Source organism: Campylobacter concisus (genome assembly GCF_003049735.1).
Lineage (GTDB): Bacteria > Campylobacterota > Campylobacteria > Campylobacterales > Campylobacteraceae > Campylobacter_A > Campylobacter_A concisus_AN.
Genome location: NZ_PIRM01000001.1, coordinates 296,540 through 318,349, shown reverse-complemented (window position 1 = coordinate 318,349; position 21,810 = coordinate 296,540). Strand labels below are relative to the sequence as shown.

At 37.2% G+C, this 21,810-nt stretch carries 16 protein-coding genes and 1 pseudogene; 12 read left to right on the top strand and 5 right to left on the bottom strand.

The genetic code is table 11. The features are described from left to right. Positions 1 to 2,169: a penicillin-binding protein 1C gene (pbpC, locus tag CVS97_RS01560; protein WP_107784840.1), complete on the bottom strand. Its 2,169-nt coding sequence runs from the start codon at positions 2,167 to 2,169 to the stop codon at positions 1 to 3. A 65-nt stretch (positions 2,170 to 2,234) separates the two neighbouring features. On the opposite strand from pbpC, the gene CVS97_RS01555 reads away from it, so the two are divergent. The 5 genes from CVS97_RS01555 to CVS97_RS01535 are packed head-to-tail and all read left to right on the top strand — an operon-like array spanning position 2,235 to position 9,289. Continuing rightward, complete coding sequence (locus CVS97_RS01555) at positions 2,235 to 4,268, top strand: ATP-dependent helicase (RefSeq protein ID WP_107784839.1); 2,034 nt, start codon at positions 2,235 to 2,237, stop codon at positions 4,266 to 4,268. A gap of 54 nt (positions 4,269 to 4,322) precedes the next feature. Continuing rightward, positions 4,323 to 5,516: an efflux RND transporter periplasmic adaptor subunit gene (locus CVS97_RS01550; protein WP_107784838.1), complete on the top strand. Its 1,194-nt coding sequence runs from the start codon at positions 4,323 to 4,325 to the stop codon at positions 5,514 to 5,516. Next, positions 5,517 to 7,445: a MacB family efflux pump subunit gene (locus tag CVS97_RS01545; RefSeq protein WP_107784837.1), complete on the top strand. Its 1,929-nt coding sequence runs from the start codon at positions 5,517 to 5,519 to the stop codon at positions 7,443 to 7,445. A 1-nt stretch (position 7,446) separates the two neighbouring features. Beyond that, positions 7,447 to 8,793, top strand: coding sequence for a TolC family protein (locus CVS97_RS01540; RefSeq protein WP_107784836.1), 1,347 nt, complete (start codon positions 7,447 to 7,449; stop codon positions 8,791 to 8,793). A 4-nt stretch (positions 8,794 to 8,797) separates the two neighbouring features. Next, entirely contained in the window at positions 8,798 to 9,289 is a 492-nt protein-coding gene (locus CVS97_RS01535; protein WP_107784835.1) for a flagellar protein, read from the top strand. Positions 9,290 to 9,796: 507 nt separating this feature from the next. Here CVS97_RS01535 and CVS97_RS01530 read toward each other — a convergent pair. Together CVS97_RS01530 and CVS97_RS01525 are read right to left on the bottom strand one after the other, a co-directional pair. Next, on the bottom strand, positions 9,797 to 10,228 hold the full coding sequence (locus CVS97_RS01530; RefSeq protein WP_021091309.1) for a GatB/YqeY domain-containing protein: 432 nt from the start codon (positions 10,226 to 10,228) through the stop codon (positions 9,797 to 9,799). A 30-nt stretch (positions 10,229 to 10,258) separates the two neighbouring features. Continuing rightward, positions 10,259 to 11,161: a disulfide bond formation protein DsbA gene (locus CVS97_RS01525; RefSeq protein ID WP_107784834.1), complete on the bottom strand. Its 903-nt coding sequence runs from the start codon at positions 11,159 to 11,161 to the stop codon at positions 10,259 to 10,261. 129 nt (positions 11,162 to 11,290) lie between these two features. Between CVS97_RS01525 and CVS97_RS01520 the strand changes: the two genes are divergently transcribed. Next, positions 11,291 to 12,829, top strand: coding sequence for an inorganic phosphate transporter (locus tag CVS97_RS01520; protein ID WP_085657334.1), 1,539 nt, complete (start codon positions 11,291 to 11,293; stop codon positions 12,827 to 12,829). Positions 12,830 to 12,932: 103 nt separating this feature from the next. Here CVS97_RS01520 and CVS97_RS01515 read toward each other — a convergent pair whose 3' ends face one another. Next, complete coding sequence (locus CVS97_RS01515; protein ID WP_107784833.1) at positions 12,933 to 15,506, bottom strand: ATP-dependent Clp protease ATP-binding subunit; 2,574 nt, start codon at positions 15,504 to 15,506, stop codon at positions 12,933 to 12,935. Between the two features lie 207 nt (positions 15,507 to 15,713). On the opposite strand from CVS97_RS01515, the gene CVS97_RS01510 reads away from it, so the two are divergent. From CVS97_RS01510 to CVS97_RS01485, 6 genes are read left to right on the top strand one after another with little or no spacing between them, the layout of a single operon-like run. Beyond that, positions 15,714 to 17,030 carry a S41 family peptidase gene (locus CVS97_RS01510; protein WP_413784180.1) on the top strand — a complete coding sequence of 439 codons (1,317 nt, stop codon included), beginning with the start codon at positions 15,714 to 15,716 and terminating at the stop codon, positions 17,028 to 17,030. Positions 17,031 to 17,047: 17 nt separating this feature from the next. Then, positions 17,048 to 17,758, top strand: coding sequence for a phosphoribosylaminoimidazolesuccinocarboxamide synthase (purC, locus tag CVS97_RS01505; RefSeq protein WP_107784831.1), 711 nt, complete (start codon positions 17,048 to 17,050; stop codon positions 17,756 to 17,758). 8 nt (positions 17,759 to 17,766) lie between these two features. Then, positions 17,767 to 18,003, top strand: coding sequence for a phosphoribosylformylglycinamidine synthase subunit PurS (purS, locus tag CVS97_RS01500; protein ID WP_087577064.1), 237 nt, complete (start codon positions 17,767 to 17,769; stop codon positions 18,001 to 18,003). After that, positions 18,000 to 18,665, top strand: a complete 666-nt coding sequence (purQ, locus tag CVS97_RS01495) for a phosphoribosylformylglycinamidine synthase I (RefSeq protein ID WP_107784830.1) — start codon at positions 18,000 to 18,002, stop codon at positions 18,663 to 18,665. The genes purS and purQ overlap by 4 nt, the downstream gene beginning before the upstream one ends. Further along, positions 18,659 to 19,954: an SH3 domain-containing protein gene (locus CVS97_RS01490; protein ID WP_107784829.1), complete on the top strand. Its 1,296-nt coding sequence runs from the start codon at positions 18,659 to 18,661 to the stop codon at positions 19,952 to 19,954. Before purQ ends, CVS97_RS01490 begins: the two co-directional genes overlap by 7 nt. Continuing rightward, positions 19,935 to 20,609, top strand: coding sequence for a lysophospholipid acyltransferase family protein (locus CVS97_RS01485; protein WP_234401445.1), 675 nt, complete (start codon positions 19,935 to 19,937; stop codon positions 20,607 to 20,609). Before CVS97_RS01490 ends, CVS97_RS01485 begins: the two co-directional genes overlap by 20 nt. A 144-nt stretch (positions 20,610 to 20,753) precedes the next feature. Here the strand turns inward: CVS97_RS01485 and CVS97_RS09585 are convergent. Next, positions 20,754 to 21,806, bottom strand: a pseudogene (locus CVS97_RS09585) (methyl-accepting chemotaxis protein); the annotation flags it as partial. Positions 21,807 to 21,810: the final 4 nt, after the last annotated feature.

Below are 21,810 nucleotides of genomic sequence, written 5' to 3'. Positions count from 1 at the left end.
TTATCTCCTTAGTTTTATTGTTATTTCACTTTGATTTGAGTTTTGATCAAGGCATTTTATGCTGTGCTCGCCAATAGTTAGATCAAACTTTTTTTCGCTTGCATTTTCTATCTTAGAAAAGTTCAAATCATCTATCTTTAGGTAAATTTCATCGCCTAAAAACGCGTAGCATTTTACCATAACTTGTGTAATATTTTCATCTGTCACTATCTCTTCATTGTCATATGGATAGGCAAAAACTGGCTTTTTATCTTTAAAAATTTCAGCACAAGGACTTTTTTGTATCTCGTCTTTATCCAAAAGCTCATTTTTAACCAAAAAATCAAGCTCTTCACCCCTTAAACTTTCGCATTTATCCTTTAAATCTACACCCTTTATCCTATCATCAAGCGCCATTTTCTTACACTTTTCATAGTTAAAGGCATCAAGGCAGGTTGGTAGCTTTTCTATGCCATCTGGCTCACTTATAAATCTTAATTTCTCTTTTTGAGCGATTATCTTAAACATATCAAAAAGGCTCTTCGATACGTCATTTAGTCCTGTTAATTTATCAGTTTTGCTGGCATTAAAATTTCCAATCCAAATAGCAATTGTGTAATTTTCATCAACGCCTATGGCGTAAAGATCGCGTGAGTTTGCACTCGTGCCTGTTTTAAAGGCTATTTTTGGCGTATTTTGGGCGTATTGCCAAGCGTTTTTTAGATACGATCTTGAGGCTTCGCTTAGCATTTTAGCGGTTAAATAAGCACTTTGAGGCGAGATGAGAGTTACATTTTTCTCTTCATTTTTGTAGTTTTTTCCTGCAAACTCAAGTGGCCTATAAATGCCGTCATTTGCATAGATAGTATAAAGATGAGCAAGATCAAGCAGGCTCATTTCAGCACTTCCAAGCGTTATAGAAGCTCCATAATACTCCTTATTTTCATCTACTAAATTTACCTTTTCAAGTAGTTCGTAAAGCGAATTGTCTTTTAGTTTTAAGTTTAAATTTATAACTGGGATATTTAGGCTGAAATTTAGAGCATCTTTTGCGCTTACGATACCTAAAAAATAATTACTAAAATTCTTTGGAGCATACTCTTTTATATAAATTTGCGTGTCTATTAACTGAGAATTTGGCGTTATAAGCCCACTATCAAGCGCAAGTGAGTAGATAAAAGGCTTTAGTGTGCTACCGGTGTTTCGCTTCATATTTAGAGCTGAGTTTTTGCCATCACGTGCGTGCTCATCGTGTGAGCCTATGAAGGCAACGACGCTCATTTTTTTATTATCAATGACCACGGCTGCGGCGTTGTTTGCATTTTTCGCCTTTAGCGAAAACATCGCATCTTTTAAAATTTTAAGCATATCTTTTTGTAAATTTAGATCCAAACTCGCCTTTGAAATTTGGTTTTTAAAAGCAACATTTGCGTAGTCGCTGGCATTTACGACAGCTCTTATCCTTACATTTTTAAATGGCTCAGCTTGGGCTCTTTTAAATGCGCTAAGATCGATTAAATTTGCCTTATAAAGCATCTTTATGACCCTGTTTTTTAGGGCATTTATGTTTGAAACGCGGTCAAGCCTATTCTTATTTGGATTTTTAGGGATCGTGCTTAAAAGTGCGGCCTGAGCGTAGCTAAGCTCGTTTAGCTCCTTGCCAAAGTAAAAGAAGCTTGCTGCCTTTGCACCCTCGATATTGCCGCCATATGGGGCTAAATTTAGATAAAAATTTAAAATTTCATCCTTGCTAAAGTGAAACTCGAGCTGAAATGCTCTAAAAATTTCTCTTATCTTATTTTTATAGCTCCTATCACTTGGCTCAAGCATCCTAGCTACTTGCATCGTGATAGTGCTAGCGCCTATGCGGTTGTCGCTTTTTAGATTGTGAAAAAATGCTCTAAAAATGGAGGCAAAATTTACGCCAATATGGTAGTAAAAGTATCTATCTTCAAAGAGAACGACGCATTGTTTTAGTGAGTTTGGGAAGCTTTGCTCGTGAAATCTCCAAATTCCATCGCTACTAAGCTTCATATTTATGATCTCGCCATTTTTATCAAGCAAAATTTTGGCTTCGTCTTTTTTAAGCGGATCTAAATTTAGTGGATAAATTTGATCAAGTATCAAAAAAATAGCGACCACTAAAGCCAAAAATAGGGCAAGGAATTTTAGAAATTTAAACTTTTTCATCGGCGTGATTATAGCTGTTAAAGTTTAAGTAGCTATAATTAGGCCTTTTTAAAAAAGAGGAAACAATGCCCTTATCTAGGTTAAACAAAGAACAATATACCGCCGCAACTGCGCCATTTGGACACAATCTCATCATCGCTTCAGCTGGCACTGGCAAGACTAGCACCATAGTCGCTCGCATCGCTCATCTACTAAATTTAGGCGTAAAACCAGAGAAAATTTTACTTCTAACATTTACAAACAAAGCAGCTAGCGAGATGATAGAGCGCTTAAATAGGTATTTTGATAAACAAATCACTTCTAAAATCACCGCAGGTACCTTCCACTCGGTCTCATTTTCGCTTTTAAAAAGCCTTGATAAAGGCGTCACGCTAAAGCAGCCAAGCGAGCTAAAGACGCTTTTAAAAAGTCTTGTTGAGAGGCGTAAATTTTACCATTTAAGCGATGTCAAGCCTTATGGCGGGGCTTATCTATATGACCTTTACTCGCTCTTTCAAAATAGCGAGCAAGGCACTACTTTTGGCAAGTGGATAAGCGATAAGAGCGAAGAGCAGGGCGTTTATGCCGAAATTTATGAAGATGTTTTAGAGGAGTTTGAGGCTGAAAAGGCTAAATTTGCCTACGCTGATTTTAATGATCTTCTCATAAAAATGCGCGACGAGCTAAAAAATGGAGCAAATTTAGCTTATGATGAAATTTTGATCGACGAGTATCAAGATACAAACACCCTTCAAGGCAGCCTAATAGACGCATTTAAGACAAAGAGTCTCTTTTGCGTGGGCGATTTTGACCAGAGCATTTATGCATTTAACGGCGCAAATATCGAGATCATTGGCTCATTTAAAGATCGCTTCCCAAGCGCAAACATCTACGCTTTAAATGTAAATTACCGCTCAAGCTCGAGCATACTTGCCCTTGCAAATAAGGTCATCAATAACAATCCAAGGCTCTATGAAAAGCACCTCACAGTTAGTCGCGAGGGAAATTTCAAGCCTCCAAGGCTACTTGTCTATAACGAGCTTTTTGATCAGTATCAAAACATCGCTGATATCATCTCGCTCTCGCCATTTAATAGAGAAAATATCGCCATAATTTTTAGAAATAACTCATCAGCTGACGGCATCGAGGTCGCGCTAAAAGAGCGAGGCATCGGCTCAAAGCGAAAGGGTGGGGTGAGCTTTTTTGAGAGCCGCGAGATCAAGGCACTCATTGACATCATGGGAATTTATGTCAATCCAAAAGATATAATGGCATTTATCCACATCTGCGAATACGCAAAGGGCGTTGGCAGCGCAGTTAGCAAAGAAATTTTTGATGCGCTGCTTAAGCTTGGACATGGAAATTTGATAAAAGGGATAGTTGAGCCAGACGAGAGTGTAAATATCTCATCAAACAAAAGGCGAAACTACCAGCTTGGTCTTTTTGACGATCTTGATGAATTTGCCGAAGTTTCAAGGTTTTCTAAACTTGGCTTTAGTGATAAATTTCTAGGTCATCCTGTGCTAAAACTACAAAAGCTAAGCGAGAGTGGGGCGCAGTTTTTATATGAAATTTACAACTTTTTAAAGGGTATGAGAAATATCTCAAAGCCAGCCACGATGATAAATGAGATAAAAACTAGTAAAATTTATTCGTTAATCGTTGAAAATCTCAGCACAAAAAGAGCAACTCTAAAAAACGGCAATGTTGATCTAGCACTCAAAGAAGAGGTCAAAGAGCGCATAATGGCAAAGAGCGTGGTGCTAAGCGAGCTAGCTAAAAAGTATCAAGATATCAGTAAATTTTATAACTTCTTAGCCCTTGGAAGCAACGAGATGAGCGAAGGGCAGGGCGTTAGCTTACTTAGCGTGCATGCGAGCAAGGGGCTTGAGTTTGACCAAGTCTTTATCGTCGATCTCGCGCAAAACCGTTTTCCAAATTTAAAGCTAATGAGTATGGGCGGCAGCCTAGAAGAAGAGAGGCGGCTCTTTTACGTAGCAGTAACAAGGGCTAAAGACGAGCTATATCTTAGTTATGCAAAATACGACAAGATAAAGAAGGTGAATTATCAGCCAAGTAGGTTTTTGATAGAGGCTGGCATGGCAAAAGAGGAAGTTTAAAGAGAATTTTAATCTTATTAAGTAAAATTGACCAATTTTTTACAAAGAGAAGCGATGAAAAAATCTAAAATTTTAATAATCCTGCTTATTTTAGGCGTCGGTGGATATTTTATCTATGATAATTTTTTCAAGATAAAAGATGAAAAGGTGGAATTTATCACCAAAAAGGCAAAGAAAGGTTCATTTAGCAAAAAGGTCGATGCGACTGGAGAAATTTTCGCTACCGAGCTAGTTGATGTGGGTGCTCAGGTGAGTGGCCAGATAAAAAAACTCTACGTTAAGCTTGGAGATCAGGTCAAAAAAGGCGATATGATCGCAAGTATCGATAGCTCGACCCAGCAAAATAGCATAGACAATAAAGAAGCTCAGCTTGCCATCTACAAAGCTCAGCTTGAAAGCGCAAAAGTGGCTCTAAATATCTCTAAAACGCAGTTTGATAGAGAAAATGCACTTTTTGCCAAAAACGCCACTTCAAAACAAGAATTTGAAAGCGCAAAAAATACTTTTAGCGCAAATAGTGCCAAGATAAAGGAGCTCGAGGCTCAGATAAAGCAGACAAATATCGAGTTAAGTACGGCCAAGATAAATTTAAGCTACACAAAGATCATCGCTCCAAGAGATGGAATAATAGTAAGCGTGCAAGTAGAGGAGGGTCAGACCGTAAATGCCAACCAAACTACGCCAACTATCGTAAAGATCGCAGATCTTAGCTATGTCAAGATGAAGATGCAAATAGCTGAAGGCGACATCACAAAGATAAAGGTTGGCACACCAGTTGAGTACTCGATCCTATCTGAGCCAACGAAAAAATTTCAAACAACGGTTAGCTCAATTGACCCTGGCTTAACGACATTAAGCGATGGTAGCTACGGCTCTAGCAGTAGTAGCAAATCTACAAGCTCAAGCACTTCAAGCAACTCAGCTGTTTATTATTATGCTCAAAGCATAGTTGAAAATAAAGATAAAATTTTAAGAATAGGCATGACAACACAAAATGAGCTTTTAATAGCAAATGTAAAGGACGCTATCATCGTACCAAGCATCGGCATCAAAAGAGATGAAAACGGCACTTTTGTCTATATTTTAAAAGATGGCAAAGCGGTAAAAACAGCGGTCAAAACTGGCATAAAAGACAACCTTGATACGCAGATCATTAGCGGTGTGAACGATGGCGACGAGATCATCACATCACAAGGCTCAGCAAGCGAGATAGCCAAGATGATCGAAAAAGAAAATAAGAAGTTTTAAGTGATAAGCCTAAAAAATATCACAAAAAGCTTTAAGCTTGGCGATAATGAGATAGAAATTCTTCATGGCATAAATTTAGAGATAAAAAAGGGCGAATTTATAGCCATTATCGGTCAGTCTGGCTCTGGCAAATCAACGCTTATGAACATCCTTGGCTGCTTAGATAGCCCAAGTGGCGGGCAGTACTTGCTAGAGGGCAAAGATATATCAAAATTTGATAGCGACGCACTTGCTAAGCTTAGACGAGATAAATTTGGCTTTATCTTTCAAAGATATAACCTTCTTAGCACGATGAACGCCCTTGAAAATGTCGCACTTCCTAGCATTTACGCAGGGGCAAATAAGAGCGACCGAGAAAAAAGAGGAATGGAGATCTTAGACTCACTTGGCCTTAGCGAAAAGGCTAAAAATTTACCAAATAAACTCTCAGGCGGACAACAGCAAAGGGTCTCCATAGCAAGGGCACTTATGAATGGTGGCGAGATCATCTTGGCTGATGAGCCAACTGGTGCGCTTGATAGTAAAAGTGGGCTAAGAGTGATGGAAATTTTAGTGGATCTTTATAAAAAAGGTCACACCATCATCATCGTTACGCACGATCCAAAGATCGCCGAGTACGCAAGCCGTGTGATCGAGATAAAAGATGGCAACATCGTAAGCGACAATGTAAAAAATAGCGAAATTTACGAGGCTACAAAGCAGAGCCAGCCAGAAAAAAGCAAATTTACCTACTATAAAGATCAGCTAATTGAAAGCTTTAAAATGTCGGTAAATGCGATGCTAGCTCATAAATTAAGATCACTTTTAACGATGCTTGGCATTATTATTGGCATCACTGCAGTCATTAGCGTCGTAGCTCTTGGCAAAGGCTCACAGGAGCAAATTTTAGCTGGTATCAGAAAGATCGGCACAAATACGATCGATATCATGCCAGGAAAAGGCTTTGGCGATATGCTCTCAGGCAGGGTAAAAACGCTCTCTATAAGTGATGCGAATATGCTCTCAAAGCAGTCATTTCTGGACTCAGTCACTCCAAATACAAGTACTTCAGGCGTACTAACGTATGAAAATATCTCCTTAACAGCGACACTAAAAGGCGGTGGAGTAGGGAGCTTTGACGTAAATGGACTAAAACTAGAAAAGGGAAGAATTTACGATGATGAGGAGGTTTTAAACTCAGATTCTGTCACATTAATAGACCAAAACACCAAAAACAGTATATTTAAAAACGAAGACCCTATCGGTAAGATCATTCTTTTTAACAAAAAGCCACTTCGCATTATAGGTGTTTTACAAAAAGATGAGTTTAAAATCGGCGATGCTAGCTCACTTAAAATTTATGCTCCATATACGACTGTGATAAACAAGATAACGGGCGATAAATTTATTAGCTCAATAACCGTAAAAGTAAATGAAAGCGTAAATGCTCAAATCGCAGAAAAGAGCCTAACTGATCTTTTAACGATAAAACACGGCAAAAAAGACTTCTTTACAAGAAATTCTGATAGCATCAAGCAAACTATCGAAGAGACCATCTCGACGATGCGCCTTCTCATCTCAAGTATCGCCGTCGTCTCGCTCGTAGTTGGTGGTATAGGCGTGATGAATATCATGCTAGTCTCAGTTACAGAGCGCACCAAAGAGATAGGTATAAAAATGGCGATCGGAGCTAGGCAGAGCAACATCTTACAGCAGTTTTTGATAGAGGCGGTGCTACTTTGCCTTATCGGCGGAGCTATTGGTATAGCCTTTTCTTACGCGATCGGCTACATATTTAATAACTTTTTAGATGGCTTTAGCATGATCTTTTCAAATGGTTCGATCGTGCTAGCGCTTGTTATGTCGATGGCGATTGGCATCATCTTTGGCTACATGCCAGCTAAAAATGCCTCAAAACTAAATCCAATAGATGCGCTTTCAAGGGAGTAATATGAAATTTCTAAGCTTAGCTTTAGTGCTCGTTTTAAGCGGCTGCACTGTTAAAAATATAGATGAAAATTACAAGCAAATTTTACTTGAAGATAACGCTAGTCAGGAACTAAATTTAGACACTTCTTGGTGGAAAGAGTATCACCAAAGCTATCTTAATGAGCTCATTGATCTAGCACTTAAAAACAACACCGACCTTGCAAAAGCAGCTATAAATGTAAATAAAGCCCTCGCTCAAGCTGGTATTTTGGAAGCAAATTTAATCCCAACCTTTAACGCTGGTATTGAGGTATCAAGCAACAAAAATATAAAAGAGGGCGGCGCTTCTAGTAGAAGCTTTGGCTCAAGCATAGGGCTTAGCTACGAGCTTGATCTTTGGCAAAAGCTTGCAAATAGCAAAGATGCAGCGAAGTTTGAAGCAGATGCTACTAAATTTGATCTGGAAGCTAGCAAACTAAGCGTGATAAACTCCGTAACAGACGCCTATTTTCAGATTTTATATCTAAATGAGAGCATTAAAACTTATGAGCAAATTTTAGAAATTTATAATGAACTAAATGAGATAGTTAGGTTTAAATTTGAGCTTGGCAAAGAGGAAGCTCTAAGCCTAAAACAGATAAACTCACAGCTTTTAAGCGCTCAAAACAAGATAGAAAATACCAAAAAAGAGCTTGTGACTGCTAAAAAAACGCTTAGGTTTTTGTTAAATGAGAGGCCAGAATTTGAGCTTAAATTTGAAGGCCTTACGCTAAGTCCTGTAAAAAGAGCGGGCGTTGATCTAGAAGTGCCAACAAGCGCCATAGCAAACAGGCCTGATCTAAGAGCGGCTATTTACCGCATAGAAGTGAGCATCCTAAACTATAAAGCTAGTCAAAAAGAGTTTTATCCAAGCATCACGCTAGGAGCTAGCCTCAAAAGCAGTACCGACAAAAAAGACGAAGCGTTTAATCTTAAATTTCTAAATGGCAACATCGCTTTAAATTTACCGTTTTTAAACTACTCTAAGCTAAAGTCAAATTTAAAAGTAAGCGAGGCAAATTTCGAGCTTGCAAAGCTAAACTACATAAGCACTCTAAATAGCGCATTAAACGAGATAGACGCATTTTATAAAAGCTACCTAAACGACGAAGCGTTGCTTGCTAACTACCAAGAACAGATAAAAAACTATGAGGAAATTTCAAAAATTTACGAACTAAAATACTCCTACGGCAAGGTCGAGCTAAAGCAGTTTTTAGAGGCTAAAAATAGCGAGCTAGAAGCCAAAATAGGGCTATTAAAAGCAAAATACACGCTTTTACAAGACGAGCTAAATATCTACAAAGCCATGGCAGGCAAATTTAATAGGTAAATTTATGAGCTCGGCTTGGGACTATGAGGCAAATGCGTGTAGTAGTGATGGCAAATTTAGCGCCAAATTTGAAGGCTGTGAGGTCGCTATGGGCGCTCCAACCCTTGGCGAGCTACGACTTTTTATAAATAGCAAGCACTGTCTAAAATTAAAAAATGAGCCTTCAAACCACGAAAAAAGACTATCAAATTTTGATCAAAATTTAGTTAAAGATGACGATGCGTTTCAAATTTTACTTAGCGAAAGGGCGACTGCTTGCTTTTTGTTTTCAGAGGACTCTAAATTTCTAGCTTTTTCTGAATGGACGGCAGATAAAATGCAGATCGTAAAGGTAGTGCATCTAGCCGATATGAGCATAAAAACTGATAATAGGCGCAAAAGAGTAGTGGAATTTCTCTCATTTGATGATGGCTTGCTTGAAATTTTAGACTCGCCGATCTTTATGCCTAAAAACTACACACTGGATATCCGCACATTTTTTGACGATAAAATTTAATTCTTGAGCGAGCGCTTTATGTACATTTATCGCAGTTTTTGCAAGGTTAGTGCTCTGCGCTTAAAAGCAAGAACCACAAACTCCAAAGATAGCCCTTGCTCACTTTTTCAAAATAGGGTAGATCAAATTTTAAGTTATATATAAGATAAATACAAATTTCACATTTTTTGAAAAGTGTAAAATTTAACTAATTTTCTTACAAATATTTTTATGTCAAATTTAATGGATAAATTATAATCATACAAAAGATAAAATCCAAAATAAACCTATAAATCAACATTTAAATTCATATAAAAGAAAAAATAAGAAAATTAAAATAACAATTTGAAAATTATAGTTTTCAATACAAATATATAAAAAAGCTTGTATTTTACCTTTTAACATATTCATATAAGTATTATGCTTTAAAATTATCTTTTTAAAATGAAAGTCGTATTTGATTTTTTGAAAACTTACAACATTTAGAAGTAGGTTTTCAAAATTAGAAGTTTTATAAGATTGTAGATTTTAAGCCAAAAGCTCTTTTGCGATCATACTTATGCGTTTTGCTTCAGCACTTGCCCCGATCTCATCTTTTGCCATTTTCATTACAGCGCCTAAATTTTTACCGACTCTTTCAATAATCTTTTTTATTTTTTCTTTAAGCTCTTCATCACTTAGCTGTGCTGGCAAATATGCCTTAATAAGCTCAATCTCGCCCTGCTCTTTTTTAGCCAAATCCTCCCTAGCGCCTTTTATATAAAGCTCAACTGAGTCAGCCCTCTTTTTGATCTCTTTTTGAAGTAGTGGAAGCACGACCTCGTCGGTCATCTCGATCCTTTGATCTACTTCAACTTGCTTAAGTGCTGCATTTAGCGTTCTTAACGTATCTCTTTTAAACTCATCTTTTGCTTTCATAGCCTCTTTTATATCAGCTAAAATTTGCTCTCTTATACTCATTTCCTCTCCTTTAAATTTTTGAAATATTAACTAAAAATTTGTGATAATTTCTTGAAATTTTCCTTGCAGATAGGCAACACCAACACCCTCTCTAAGCCCATCGTCAATAACTAAAAATTTTGCTTCTTGCCCACTTAAAAGCTCCTCTAAAAGCAAGGTTCCGGTGATGAGCGGATACTTTCTGTTTCTTCCAACCGCCAAATCAGCGCTCTTATCATCCATCTTTAAAAGTTCATCTACAAACCAAGCAAGATCATCATCTCTAAGCTCATATCCGTTTATTTTTTTTGGATCATAGTTCTCATAGTTAAGTCCTAGTCGTAGCGCTGCGATAGTAGTTGGTACACCAGAAGTCAGCACGATAAATTTATTTTTTAAGCTATTTAAAAATTCTCTTGCATCTTTTGTATAAATTTTTGCATTTTCTTGCATTAAATCAAGTGTTTTAAATTTCTCAAAAAATGTAATAATGCCAAATTTAAAACTCATAAAATTTCCATCTTCACCGATCTCTGAGCTTGCTCCACCGATGTCAATGACGCTAAATTTTTCATTGATTCCAAGCTTTTTAAAAGCATTTTGAACACCCAAAAATGTAAGCTTTGCTTCTGCTTTGCCACTGATGATATGAAAATTTATGCCAAATTTCTCTCTTATCTCGCTAAAAATTTCCTCGCTATTTGACGCTACCCTAAAAGCCTCAGTCGCGACTGCTGCGTATTTAAATTTATCAAAATCAAATTTATTTTTAGCCTCTGTTATCGCTTCAAAGAGCCTATTTCTGGACTCATCTGCTATCTTGCCACTTTCATTTAGCCCTCTGGCAGCTCCTACTATATTTTCATAAATTTGCTCATTGCTAAAGCCATTTTGCTCTTTTTTGACAAGTGCTACGCGAAATGTGTTTGAGCCAAGATCGATCGCTATAACCAAAATTTATCCTTAAATTTTTTGCAGATTCTAACATATGATAATTTAGTATCATTTAAAGTTGAAAAATTCTAAAAACTTTAATATTTTTCAAGATATAATCCCTATCAAAAACCTTACAAGGGGGCTTGATTGCTTCGAGATAACTTATTGGCATTTGTTATTTTTGCAATTTGTAGCGTTGGATTTTTTGTTTGGGGCTATCAATACATTCCGACAAATAACTACTTTTTATTCTTGATCGCCGGTATGTTTGGTCTTTTTATGGCCTTTAATATCGGTGGAAATGACGTTGCAAACAGCTTTGGCACAAGTGTTGGCGCTAAGACTCTTACGCTTAAGCAAGCTCTCATCATCGCAGCCATTTTTGAGCTTAGTGGTGCGATATTTGCAGGATCTGAGGTTACAAATACGATTAGAAACGAGATCGTAAAATTCCCAAGCGATCTAAATCCGATGAAATTTGTCATCATCATGATTTCAGCCCTTCTTAGCTCTGGGCTTTGGCTATTTTATGCATCTAAAAAAGGTCTGCCAGTCTCGACCACTCACTCGATCGTTGGCGGCATCGTTGGCGCAGGACTTGCTATGGGATTTATGATAAAAGATCCAGAACCATTTAGCATGGTCTCATGGAGCGAGATCGGTAGAATAGCCGTTAGTTGGGTTATCTCCCCACTGCTTGGCGGCGTGATGTCTTACATAATATTTGGCTACGTAAAAAGCAAGATTATTGAGCCAACACATGAACTTAAAATGAATCTAAAAGCTCTAAAAGCTGAACGAAAAGCTTATAAAGAAAGCTTTGTAAAAGCACTAAAAACAAAGCCGGCTGAGGAGCAAATAGCTACTCTTTCAAAGATTGCAGTTATCGATGAGGACGAGATCGAAACCACTGAATACAGCGAGTATCGCTCAAAAATTCGCATCATGAAAGATAGTGAAAAAGAGATAGATACTTTTAAAGCGATGAAAAAGCACATCCCGATCATCGCTGGATTTGCAGCAATGGTCATCTCATCGATGATGCTTTTTAAAGGGCTAGAGCATATAAATTTAGCCTTTAGTATCATCCAAACCGTCTGGATCATCTTTGTGATTGGGGCTCTAGCGTATCTTGCAAGCCTTGCTATCATAAACGTCATGAGCAAAAACGATAGCGAAAAGAGCATCAATAGAATTTTCTCATGGTTTCAAATTTTTACCGCTTCATCTTTTGCATTTTCACATGGTGCAAACGATATCGCAAATGCAGTTGGACCATTTGCAGCCGTACTCGACGTACTAAAAACTGGCTCTATAAACGAAAGCTCGCCGATACCTAGTATCGCAATGGTAACCTTTGGCATCTCGCTTGTCGTTGGACTTTGGTTTTTAGGCAAAGAGGTCATCACCACCATCGGCTCAAAACTAGCTGAAATTTTGCCGACAACTGGCTTTAGTGCCGAGCTTGCCTCAAGTATCGTCATACTTCTAGCTACAAAGCTTGGCATACCAGTTAGCTCTACGCATATCCTAATAGGCGCGGTTTTGGGCATTGGCATCGTAAATAAAAACGCCAACTGGAAAATGGTAAGACCTATCATCCTAGCTTGGCTCATCACGCTTCCTGCAGCTGCAATATCATCAGCTATATTTTATTTTGCTCTTGCTAAATTTTTAGGCGTTTAGTCATATTTTTAAATAGCTAAACCGCCCTATTTTTAGATATTTTTTGTATAAATTTTATATGAGAGCTTGGCAAGTTAATCCAACCTGCCAAGTAATTTTGAAGTTATTTTTTCTTAATGATGATCTTCTCGCCATCGCTATCAATGGTAATCTCATCGCCACTTTCAAGCTCATCTTTTAAGATCATATCAGCGATCTTATCTTCAACTAGCTCATAAAGCGCTCTTCTAAGAGGTCTTGCGCCATAAACTATGTCAAAGCCAGCTTTTGCGATAAATTTCTTAGCCTCTTCGCTTAAAACTGCCTTGATACCGCGGTTGTGAAGAGTTTTTTCAAGCTCTTTAAACATGATCTCAACTATAGAGATTAGTCCTTGTTCATTTAGAGGATTAAAGATGATAGTATCATCAAGCCTATTTAAAAACTCAGGCTTAAAGTAGTTTTTAAGCTCGTTTTTAACAGCCACGTCACGATCTTCGCCCTTTAGCTCCATTATGAAATTTGAAGCGATGTTTGAGGTTAAAATGATGATCGTATTTTTAAAATCAACCGTTACACCTTTGTTATCAGTCGCACGTCCGTCATCTAAAATTCCCAAAAGTATGTTAAATACATCTTTGTGAGCCTTTTCAACCTCGTCAAAAAGTATGACTGAGTAAGGTCTTCTGCGAACTGCCTCTGTTAGCTGACCGCCCTCATCGTAGCCTACATATCCTGGAGGCGCACCAAGAAGCCTGCTCACGCTATGTTTTTCCATATATTCGCTCATATCAAAGCGGATAAGCGCCTTCTCATCGTCAAATAAAAATTTAGCCAAAGCTTTAGCAGACTGGGTTTTACCAACGCCTGTTGGTCCAAGGAATAAAAACGAACCAATCGGCCTTTGACCCTCATTTAGTCCAGCTTTGTTTCTCTTAACAGCACGCGCAAGTGCGTGTAATGCGTCATCTTGACCGACAACGCTCTCTCTTAGATGCTCTTCGATGTGCAGATACTTCTCTTTTTCACTTGTTAGCATCTTCTTAACTGAAATTCCAGTCCATTTGCTTAAAATTTCAGCCACAAGCTCTTCATCGACTTGATTTTTAAGAAGCACGCCCTCTTTTTTCATGCTCTCCCATTTTTCTTCAAGCTCGTGTTTGTGCTTTTTAGCGTCTGCTATTTTGCCGTATTCTATCTCAGCAGCCTTTTGAAGATCGCCATTTCTTTTTGCTATCTCAGCTTGTGATTTTAAGCTATCGATCTCTTTTGTTGCTTTTGAAATTCCGCCAAAAACAGCCTTTTCATTTTCAAATTTAGTATCAAGCGCTAGCTTTTTCTCATTTAGATCAGCTATCTCTTTTTCGATCTCGCCAAGTCTTTCTTTATTTTTATCCGCATCCTCCATCTTTAGCGCTTCTTTTTCTACTTGAAGCGTTACAATCTCGCGTTTTATCTTTGAAAGCTCGTATGGCTCGCTTTCTATTTGCATCTTTAGCTCAGCTGCTGCCTCGTCTATAAGGTCTATCGCCTTATCTGGCAAGAAGCGGTTTGCTATGTAGCGGTCGCTTAGCCTTGCAGCGGCAACTAGCGCGCTATCTGTTATTGTGATGCCGTGGTGAACTTCTAGGCGCTCTTTTATACCACGTAAAATTTGAAGTGCCTCATTTACACTTGGCTCTTTAACGTCTATAGGCTGAAAACGTCTTTGAAGCGCTGCATCTTTTTCAAAGTATTTTCTATACTCTTTTAGCGTTGTCGCACCAACAGCGTGAAGCTCTCCACGCGCAAGAGCTGGTTTTAGGATATTTGCAGCGTCCATTCCGCCCTCGCTCGCACCAGCTCCAACTATGGTGTGAATTTCATCTATAAAAAGTATGATGTTGCCAGCCTTTTTAACCTCGTCAATGACAGCTTTTAGTCTATCTTCAAACTCGCCTCTATACTTTGCGCCAGCTACAACTGCGCTCATATCAAGCGCGATTACACGCTTGTTTGCAAGGCTTGTTGGCACATCACGAGCCACTATCTTTTGAGCTAGCCCTTCAACGATGGCTGTTTTACCAACACCTGGCTCACCAAGCAAGATAGGGTTATTTTTGCTCTTTCTTATTAAAATTTGCATCATCCTAGTGATCTCTTCATCACGCCCGATGACTGGATCAAGCTCTTTATTTAGCGCTTTTTGCGTTAGATCGATACCAAATTTCTCTAAACTATCAAGGGTATCATCGCCAGTTTGGCTATCTATCTTTTTACCACCTCTTATGCTCTCAAGGTTCTTTTTGATCTCTAAGATATCGCAAAATTTGCTTAAAATTTGTTTGATCTCACTAAGCTCAAGAGCCGAGATGATCCATGTATCAACAGCTATGTAGCTATCGCCCATGCTTACCATCAAAGCTTTTGCATTTTCAAGAGAATTTATAAGCTCTCTTGAAACTGAAACGTTATCTTTTGTAACGTTTGAGCTACTTGGAAGTGAAGAAATTTTACTTTTTACTTCAAGCTCGACGGCGTCTTTACTTACATTCATTTTATTAAACACTTGGTTTAAAATAGAATTACTATCTGCAAGTAAAGCCCAAAAAATATGAAGTGGAATAACTTGCGGATTTTTAGAAAATATCGCTAAACTAATACCTTTTTCAAGAGTTTCTTGCATCTGAGCTGTTAAATTTTCTGTTATATCAGCCATTAAATCTCCTTGGATTATTTTATATGGTCGCCATTATATAACTTTAGTCTTATATTGTCAAGTATTTTTATAATGCTTGTCACTCTTTTTATTTAATTGCTAAAATTTACTGTTATAAATTTGTATCAAAAACTATCCAAAAGCAAAAATATAAGCTTAAATTTATACTTTTTTTAGCCAAAAGCTAATAGAATTGAGCCAAAAATTATAGGAGAAATTTTGAATAAATTCAGTAGATTTTTTGCACTAAAAATTACAGGTGCTTTGCTTATCTCAAGCGTAGCAGTGAATGCACTTTTTGCAAAGAGTGAAGACGAAGCAAGTGCGAAGCTTGAAGCACTTTCAAAGCTTACAAAAACAATTTCAACCGTTGAAAAATACTATGTTGATGATATTAAATTTAAAGAGATCATCGATAAAGCCATTGCTGGTTTAATGCAAAATTTAGATGCTCATTCAAGCTTTTTAAATGAAAAAGCTTACAAAGATATGCAGGTGCAAACAAGTGGAGAATTTGGTGGCCTTGGCATAACAGTTGGCATGAAAGATAGCGCACTAACCGTTATTTCACCGATAGAAGATACCCCAGCTGATAAAGCAGGTATAAAATCAGGCGACATTATTTTAAGAATAGATGGCAACTCAACTATCGGCACAACGATAGATGAAGCTGTAAATAAAATGCGTGGCAAGCCAAAAACTCCAATAACTATCACAATTTTGCGAAAAGGTGAGCAAAAACCATTTGATGTAAAGATCATAAGAGATCTTATAAAGGTTGAGTCTGTCTATGCAAAAATGATAGAAAATGACAACATTCTTTATGTGCGTGTCACAAATTTTGACAAAAATGTTGTTACAAAGGTAAAAGAAGCGATCAAAGAGTATCCAAAAGCAAGTGGCATCATACTTGATCTTAGAAACAACCCTGGCGGACTTTTAAATCAAGCTGTTGACCTAGTTGATCTTTTTGTAGATAACGGCGTCATCGTCTCTCAAAAAGGTCGCGACGCATCTGAAAATGTAGAGTATAAAGCAACTGCTAGTAAAACTCTTTCAAAACTACCGCTTGTTGCACTGGTAAATGGCGGAAGTGCTAGTGCTAGCGAGATCGTAAGTGGCTCACTTCAAGACCATAAACGTGCTGTAATAATCGGCGAAAATACCTTTGGCAAAGGAAGCGTTCAAGTAATCCTTCCAATAGACGATACAGAAGCATTAAGGCTAACCATTGCAAGATACTACTTACCAAGTGGCAGAACCATCCAAGCAGTTGGCGTAACACCTGATGTAGTCGTGCATCCTGGCAAAGTACCACAAAGCGACGATAGTGCGTTTAGCATCAAAGAAAGTGAGCTAAAAGCGCACCTAAAAAGCGAGCTAAACAAGATAAATCCTACAAGCGAGGGCAATAAAACTGAAGCAAAAGATGATAAAAAGATAATCACGCAAAAAAAAGTTGATGAAGATATTCAATTAAAAACAGCAATTGACACGATCAAAATTTTAAAAATAAAACAATAAATTAAAAGGAGATATCCATGCAAAAAAGAGAGCTTATTTACGAGGGAAAAGGTAAAAAAATGTATGCCACAGACGATGCAAATTTGCTTGTGGCTGAATTTAAAGACGATCTAACAGCATTTGATGCTCAAAAAAGAGGCAACGAAGCTGGAAAAGGCGCATTAAATAATAAAATTTCAACACAGCTTTTTAAGCTTTTGGAGAGTAAAGGCATCGTAACTGACTTAGTTGAGACTATCAGCGACACTGAGCAAGTAGTCAAAAAATGCGAGATCATACCTCTTGAAGTTGTTATTAGAAATATCGCAACTGGCTCACTAAGCAAAAGGCTTGGCATAAAAGAAGGCACAGTTTTACCTTTTGCTCTTGTTGAGTTTTACTACAAAAACGATGATTTGCACGATCCATTAGTAACAGATGAGCACTGTATCATTATGGGATTAGTAAAGAGCGAAAAAGATCTTCAAACTCTAAGACACACAGCAAGAGAGATCAACTCTATATTATTTAAATTTTTTGCCGAAAGAGATCTAAAATTAGTTGATTTTAAAATAGAATTTGGTATCGACAAAGATGGCAATATCATTTTAGCTGATGAGATAAGCCCTGATAGTTGTAGATTCTGGGATGCTAAAACTAATGAAAAACTTGATAAAGATAGATTTAGACAAGACCTTGGTAGCGTAAAAGTCGCTTACGAAGAAGTTTTAAGAAGAATTCTTTCTTAAGGACAAAGATGAAAGCTGTTGTAAATATAGCATTAAGAAGTGGGGTCCTTGACCCTGCTGGCAAAGCAGTGGAGCATGCTTTAAATTCTCTTGGATTTAGCGGTGTATCAAATGTCAGAATAGGCAAACAAATCGTTTTAGATATCGATGAGAGCGATAAAAACAAAGCAAATGAGCAGCTAAAAGTGATGTGTGAAGAGCTTTTAGCAAATACCGTCATCGAAGACTATGAGATCGTGCTATGAAAGTAGCGATCATACTTTTTCCTGGCACAAACTGCGAAGAAGACACAGCTCACGCATTTAAATTACTTGGATGCCAAACACAGATCATCTGGCACAAAGAAGATAAGATCGATGCTGATCTAGTCGTTTTGCCTGGTGGTTTTAGCTACGGCGACTATCTAAGAACGGCTGCGATAGCTAAATTTAGCCCAGCTATGCAAGCTGTAAAAAAGCATGCAAAAAAAGGCGGCTATATCTTAGGAATTTGCAATGGTTTTCAGATGCTACTTGAGCTTGGACTCTTAAAGGGTGCGATGAGAAGAAATGAAAATTTAAATTTCGTCTCAAAATATCACCACCTAAAGGTAATCTCAAATAACAATAAATTCTTAGCAAATTTAGCCAAAAATGAGGTGGTTAATATCCCTATCGCTCATGGCGAGGGCAACTATTATACTGATGAAAACACTCTAAAAAGCCTTTATGACAACGATCAAGTACTACTAAAATACTGTGATGCTAAAGGCAACGAAATAAATCCAAACGGCTCAGTCGACAATATAGCTGGAATTTGCGATGAGGGCAAAAAGATTTTTGGTCTTATGCCTCACCCAGAGCGCGCTTGTGAGAAAATTTTAGGTACAGATGATGGTATGAAGATGCTAAAAGGTCTAGTTTGGTAAAACATTTTCTTTTTATTTCCCTGCTCGTACTAAATTTATTTGCTGTAAATACCGACGAAGTAAGCGTTTTTGACATGATGGACGAAGCTAGGGAGGATAAATTTGTAAATAGCCCTACTTCAAATCCAAAAACTCAAAAACCGCCAAAAGAACAAGATTTTTCAAGAAAATTTGTATCACCACAGCCAGAGCGTATCACTCCAGAGCAGATGCGAAACATCGTGCCAACAAATGAGCCAGATATTAGTGTCCCAGACAATCAAGTATATGACAAGATCAAAGTAAAAGAGCTTCTTTTAAAAGCCACAAACGTACCAAAAAATGTTGTTATAGGAGAAATTTTTAGTGTTGAGATAGTGGCTGATACACAAAATGACTTTGAGTTTGAGTTTGAGACACAGCTTGATGAAACAAATATCAAATGGTTAAATAAGAAAAATTTTCAATGGGTAAAAAGCGAAGACAACAAATATGTAGGTACTTTTTATCTTGAGGCAACAAGCATTGACGCAAAGACTTTAAAAGTTGGCTTAACCCTAAAAAGAAATGGCGAAAACTATCAAAACTCTAGCATAAATATCTTCTTGCCAAAGCTAAAAGAGCTTAGAAGCGATGAGAACTACAACCATATCGTGGCTGATAATCTTGAAGTTAAGAAATTTAAGACAACAAAATTTGATGATATAAACAATATCATGGTTGTAGAAATTTATGGCAACAACGTAGATCTAAGCGCTTTTAATATAGAAAATAAGACAATCTTAAAGCAAGGCGTAGATACGATAAATGGCGACTTTAACTCACAAAGCGCATATTATTTTGCAGTATTTAAGCCAAATAAAAAATCGCTTGACTTTAACTACTACAACCTAAAAAAGGCTAAATTTGAAAGCTTTTCTTTACCAGTGAGTGTCGAAGATGACGATGTCAGCACACAAATCGGACTAAACCCAAAACAAAGCGAGTTTAGCACCTATAAAGATATCACGATATACTCTTGTGCGGTAATTTTTATATTATTAGCTATTTGGCGCAGAAGGCTTAGCTACTTTTTTGTGGCGGCTGTTTTTATCGCACTTGGAATTTATACCTACAACCCTTTTGGCAAAGCAGTACTTAAGCCAGATGTGAGCGTTACTATCCTTCCAACTAAAAATTCAACCGTTTTTTACACATCTCATAAAAATGAAAATGTAGAAATTTTAGACACAAAAGGTGATTACTCAAAAATTTTATTTGCTGATGGTAAGATTGGCTGGGTAAAAAAGGATAATCTTGTCAAAAATTAGAGCTTTATTTTTTGCTATTGAGTTTGTTATCAGCGTTGTTTTAGTCGTCTTTTTTATGTGGCTATTTAATGACAAAAATAGAGCCATAAGAAAATTTTGGGGAAGATCGCAAAGGTTTTTTGGTGGATATAAACTTGAAGTAATAGGCAATTTTAGTGACGAGGCAAATATCTTACTTATAAACCACCAAAGCATGCTTGATATCATAGTCATCGAAGAGCTTCACCCAAAAAATGTCTGCTGGATCGCAAAGGCACAGATCGGTAAAATTCCTATAATTGGTAAAATTTTAAGCTTGCCAAAAATGATAGCGGTTGAACGTGAAAATAAACACTCTCTTATAAAGCTTTTAAGCGAAGCAAAAGATAGGGTTGAAAATGGCCGCGTTTTAGCGATATTTCCCGAAGGAACTAGATCTCAAACCAATAAACTTTTGCCTTTTAAGGGTGGCGCAAAATTATTAGTTGAAAAACTAAATTTAAAAGTCCAGCCTATCGTTATCGTAGGAAGCGATGCTATGAAAGTGAAAGAATTTAGCTTTAAAAAAGCAGATATCAAGCTCTTTTGCCTTGATCTAGTCGATACTTCAAAAGAAAACTGGCTAGAGACGACTAGAGAGAGTATGCAAAAAGTCCTAGACGAAAATAGAAAATAAATTTGGCTTTACAAATTTGCAAAGCCCTCTGCTCTATATCATTATCTATAAAAATTTGATTTTATATACTAGAAATTTTTATCAATAAATTTAAAAAGGTCTAGCAAGAGCTAGACCTAAAATATTAGCTTAAGAGGTAAGCTCTCAAGTCCTAAAAACACTAAGTTTTGAATTTAATGCATCTGTCATCTTGTTTAGATGTTCTGCCGCTGAAGCTATCTCTTCGACGCTTCTAGCATTTTCAGATGAAATTTGGTTGATATTTGAGATGCCTTCCATGATTTCATTTACATTTTTGCCAGTTACGATGTAGTCTTGCATAGTCTTATCAGACATTACTATGGCATTATTCATTGTCTCACTCATAACATTTATAGTTTTTTCAACGTCGCTTGCCACATGAGTTAACTCTTGGATCTGTTTAGAGTTGATACCCATTTGCTCACTGCTATCATTAATCGCTTGAACAATAACATTGATAGTTGCATTTATCTCAGTTAAACTCTTTTGAGTCCTCTCAGCCAGCTGTCTAACTTCATCAGCAACGACGGCAAAGCCTCGTCCGTGCTCACCTGCTCTTGCAGCCTCGATAGCTGCGTTAAGAGCAAGTAAATTTGTTTGATCAGCTATATCATTGATAACAACAAGGACTGATTTTACCTGCTCGGCATCACGACTAAGCTGATCAATCTTATCAGCCATTTGATTTTCAACATTAGCAGAGTCAATAATCTGTGCCGATAGCGATCTTATGGCTTCAGTTGCCGTTTTTATATTCGTGCTTGCTTTTTGAAGATCGTCTTTGCCGGCCTGAGCTACTGCTAAAGATTCTTTCATATTTTCTTGCATTACTTTACATCTTTGATTTGTCTCTTCTACTATTTCAGTTGATTTTTCTACACGTTTGCCTGTCTGAAGAGATGTAGAACTAAGCTCATTTGCAACAGAGCTATTTTCGCTTGAAAGGTGCTTTGTATCACTTATTAATACCCTTATTCTTTCAATAAAATCATTTATATCTCTACTTATCTTAGCTATCTCATCTTTACCATAAATAGGAATTTTAATTGTAAAATCAGATGTTATTGCATTTAAATTTGTTCCTAGTCTATCAATAGGATTTGCAACCATCTTCTTAAGCAAGAGCATTGAAACAGCTATCAAAAGTAAGGTAGCTATGATACTTGCTATGATGAAATTT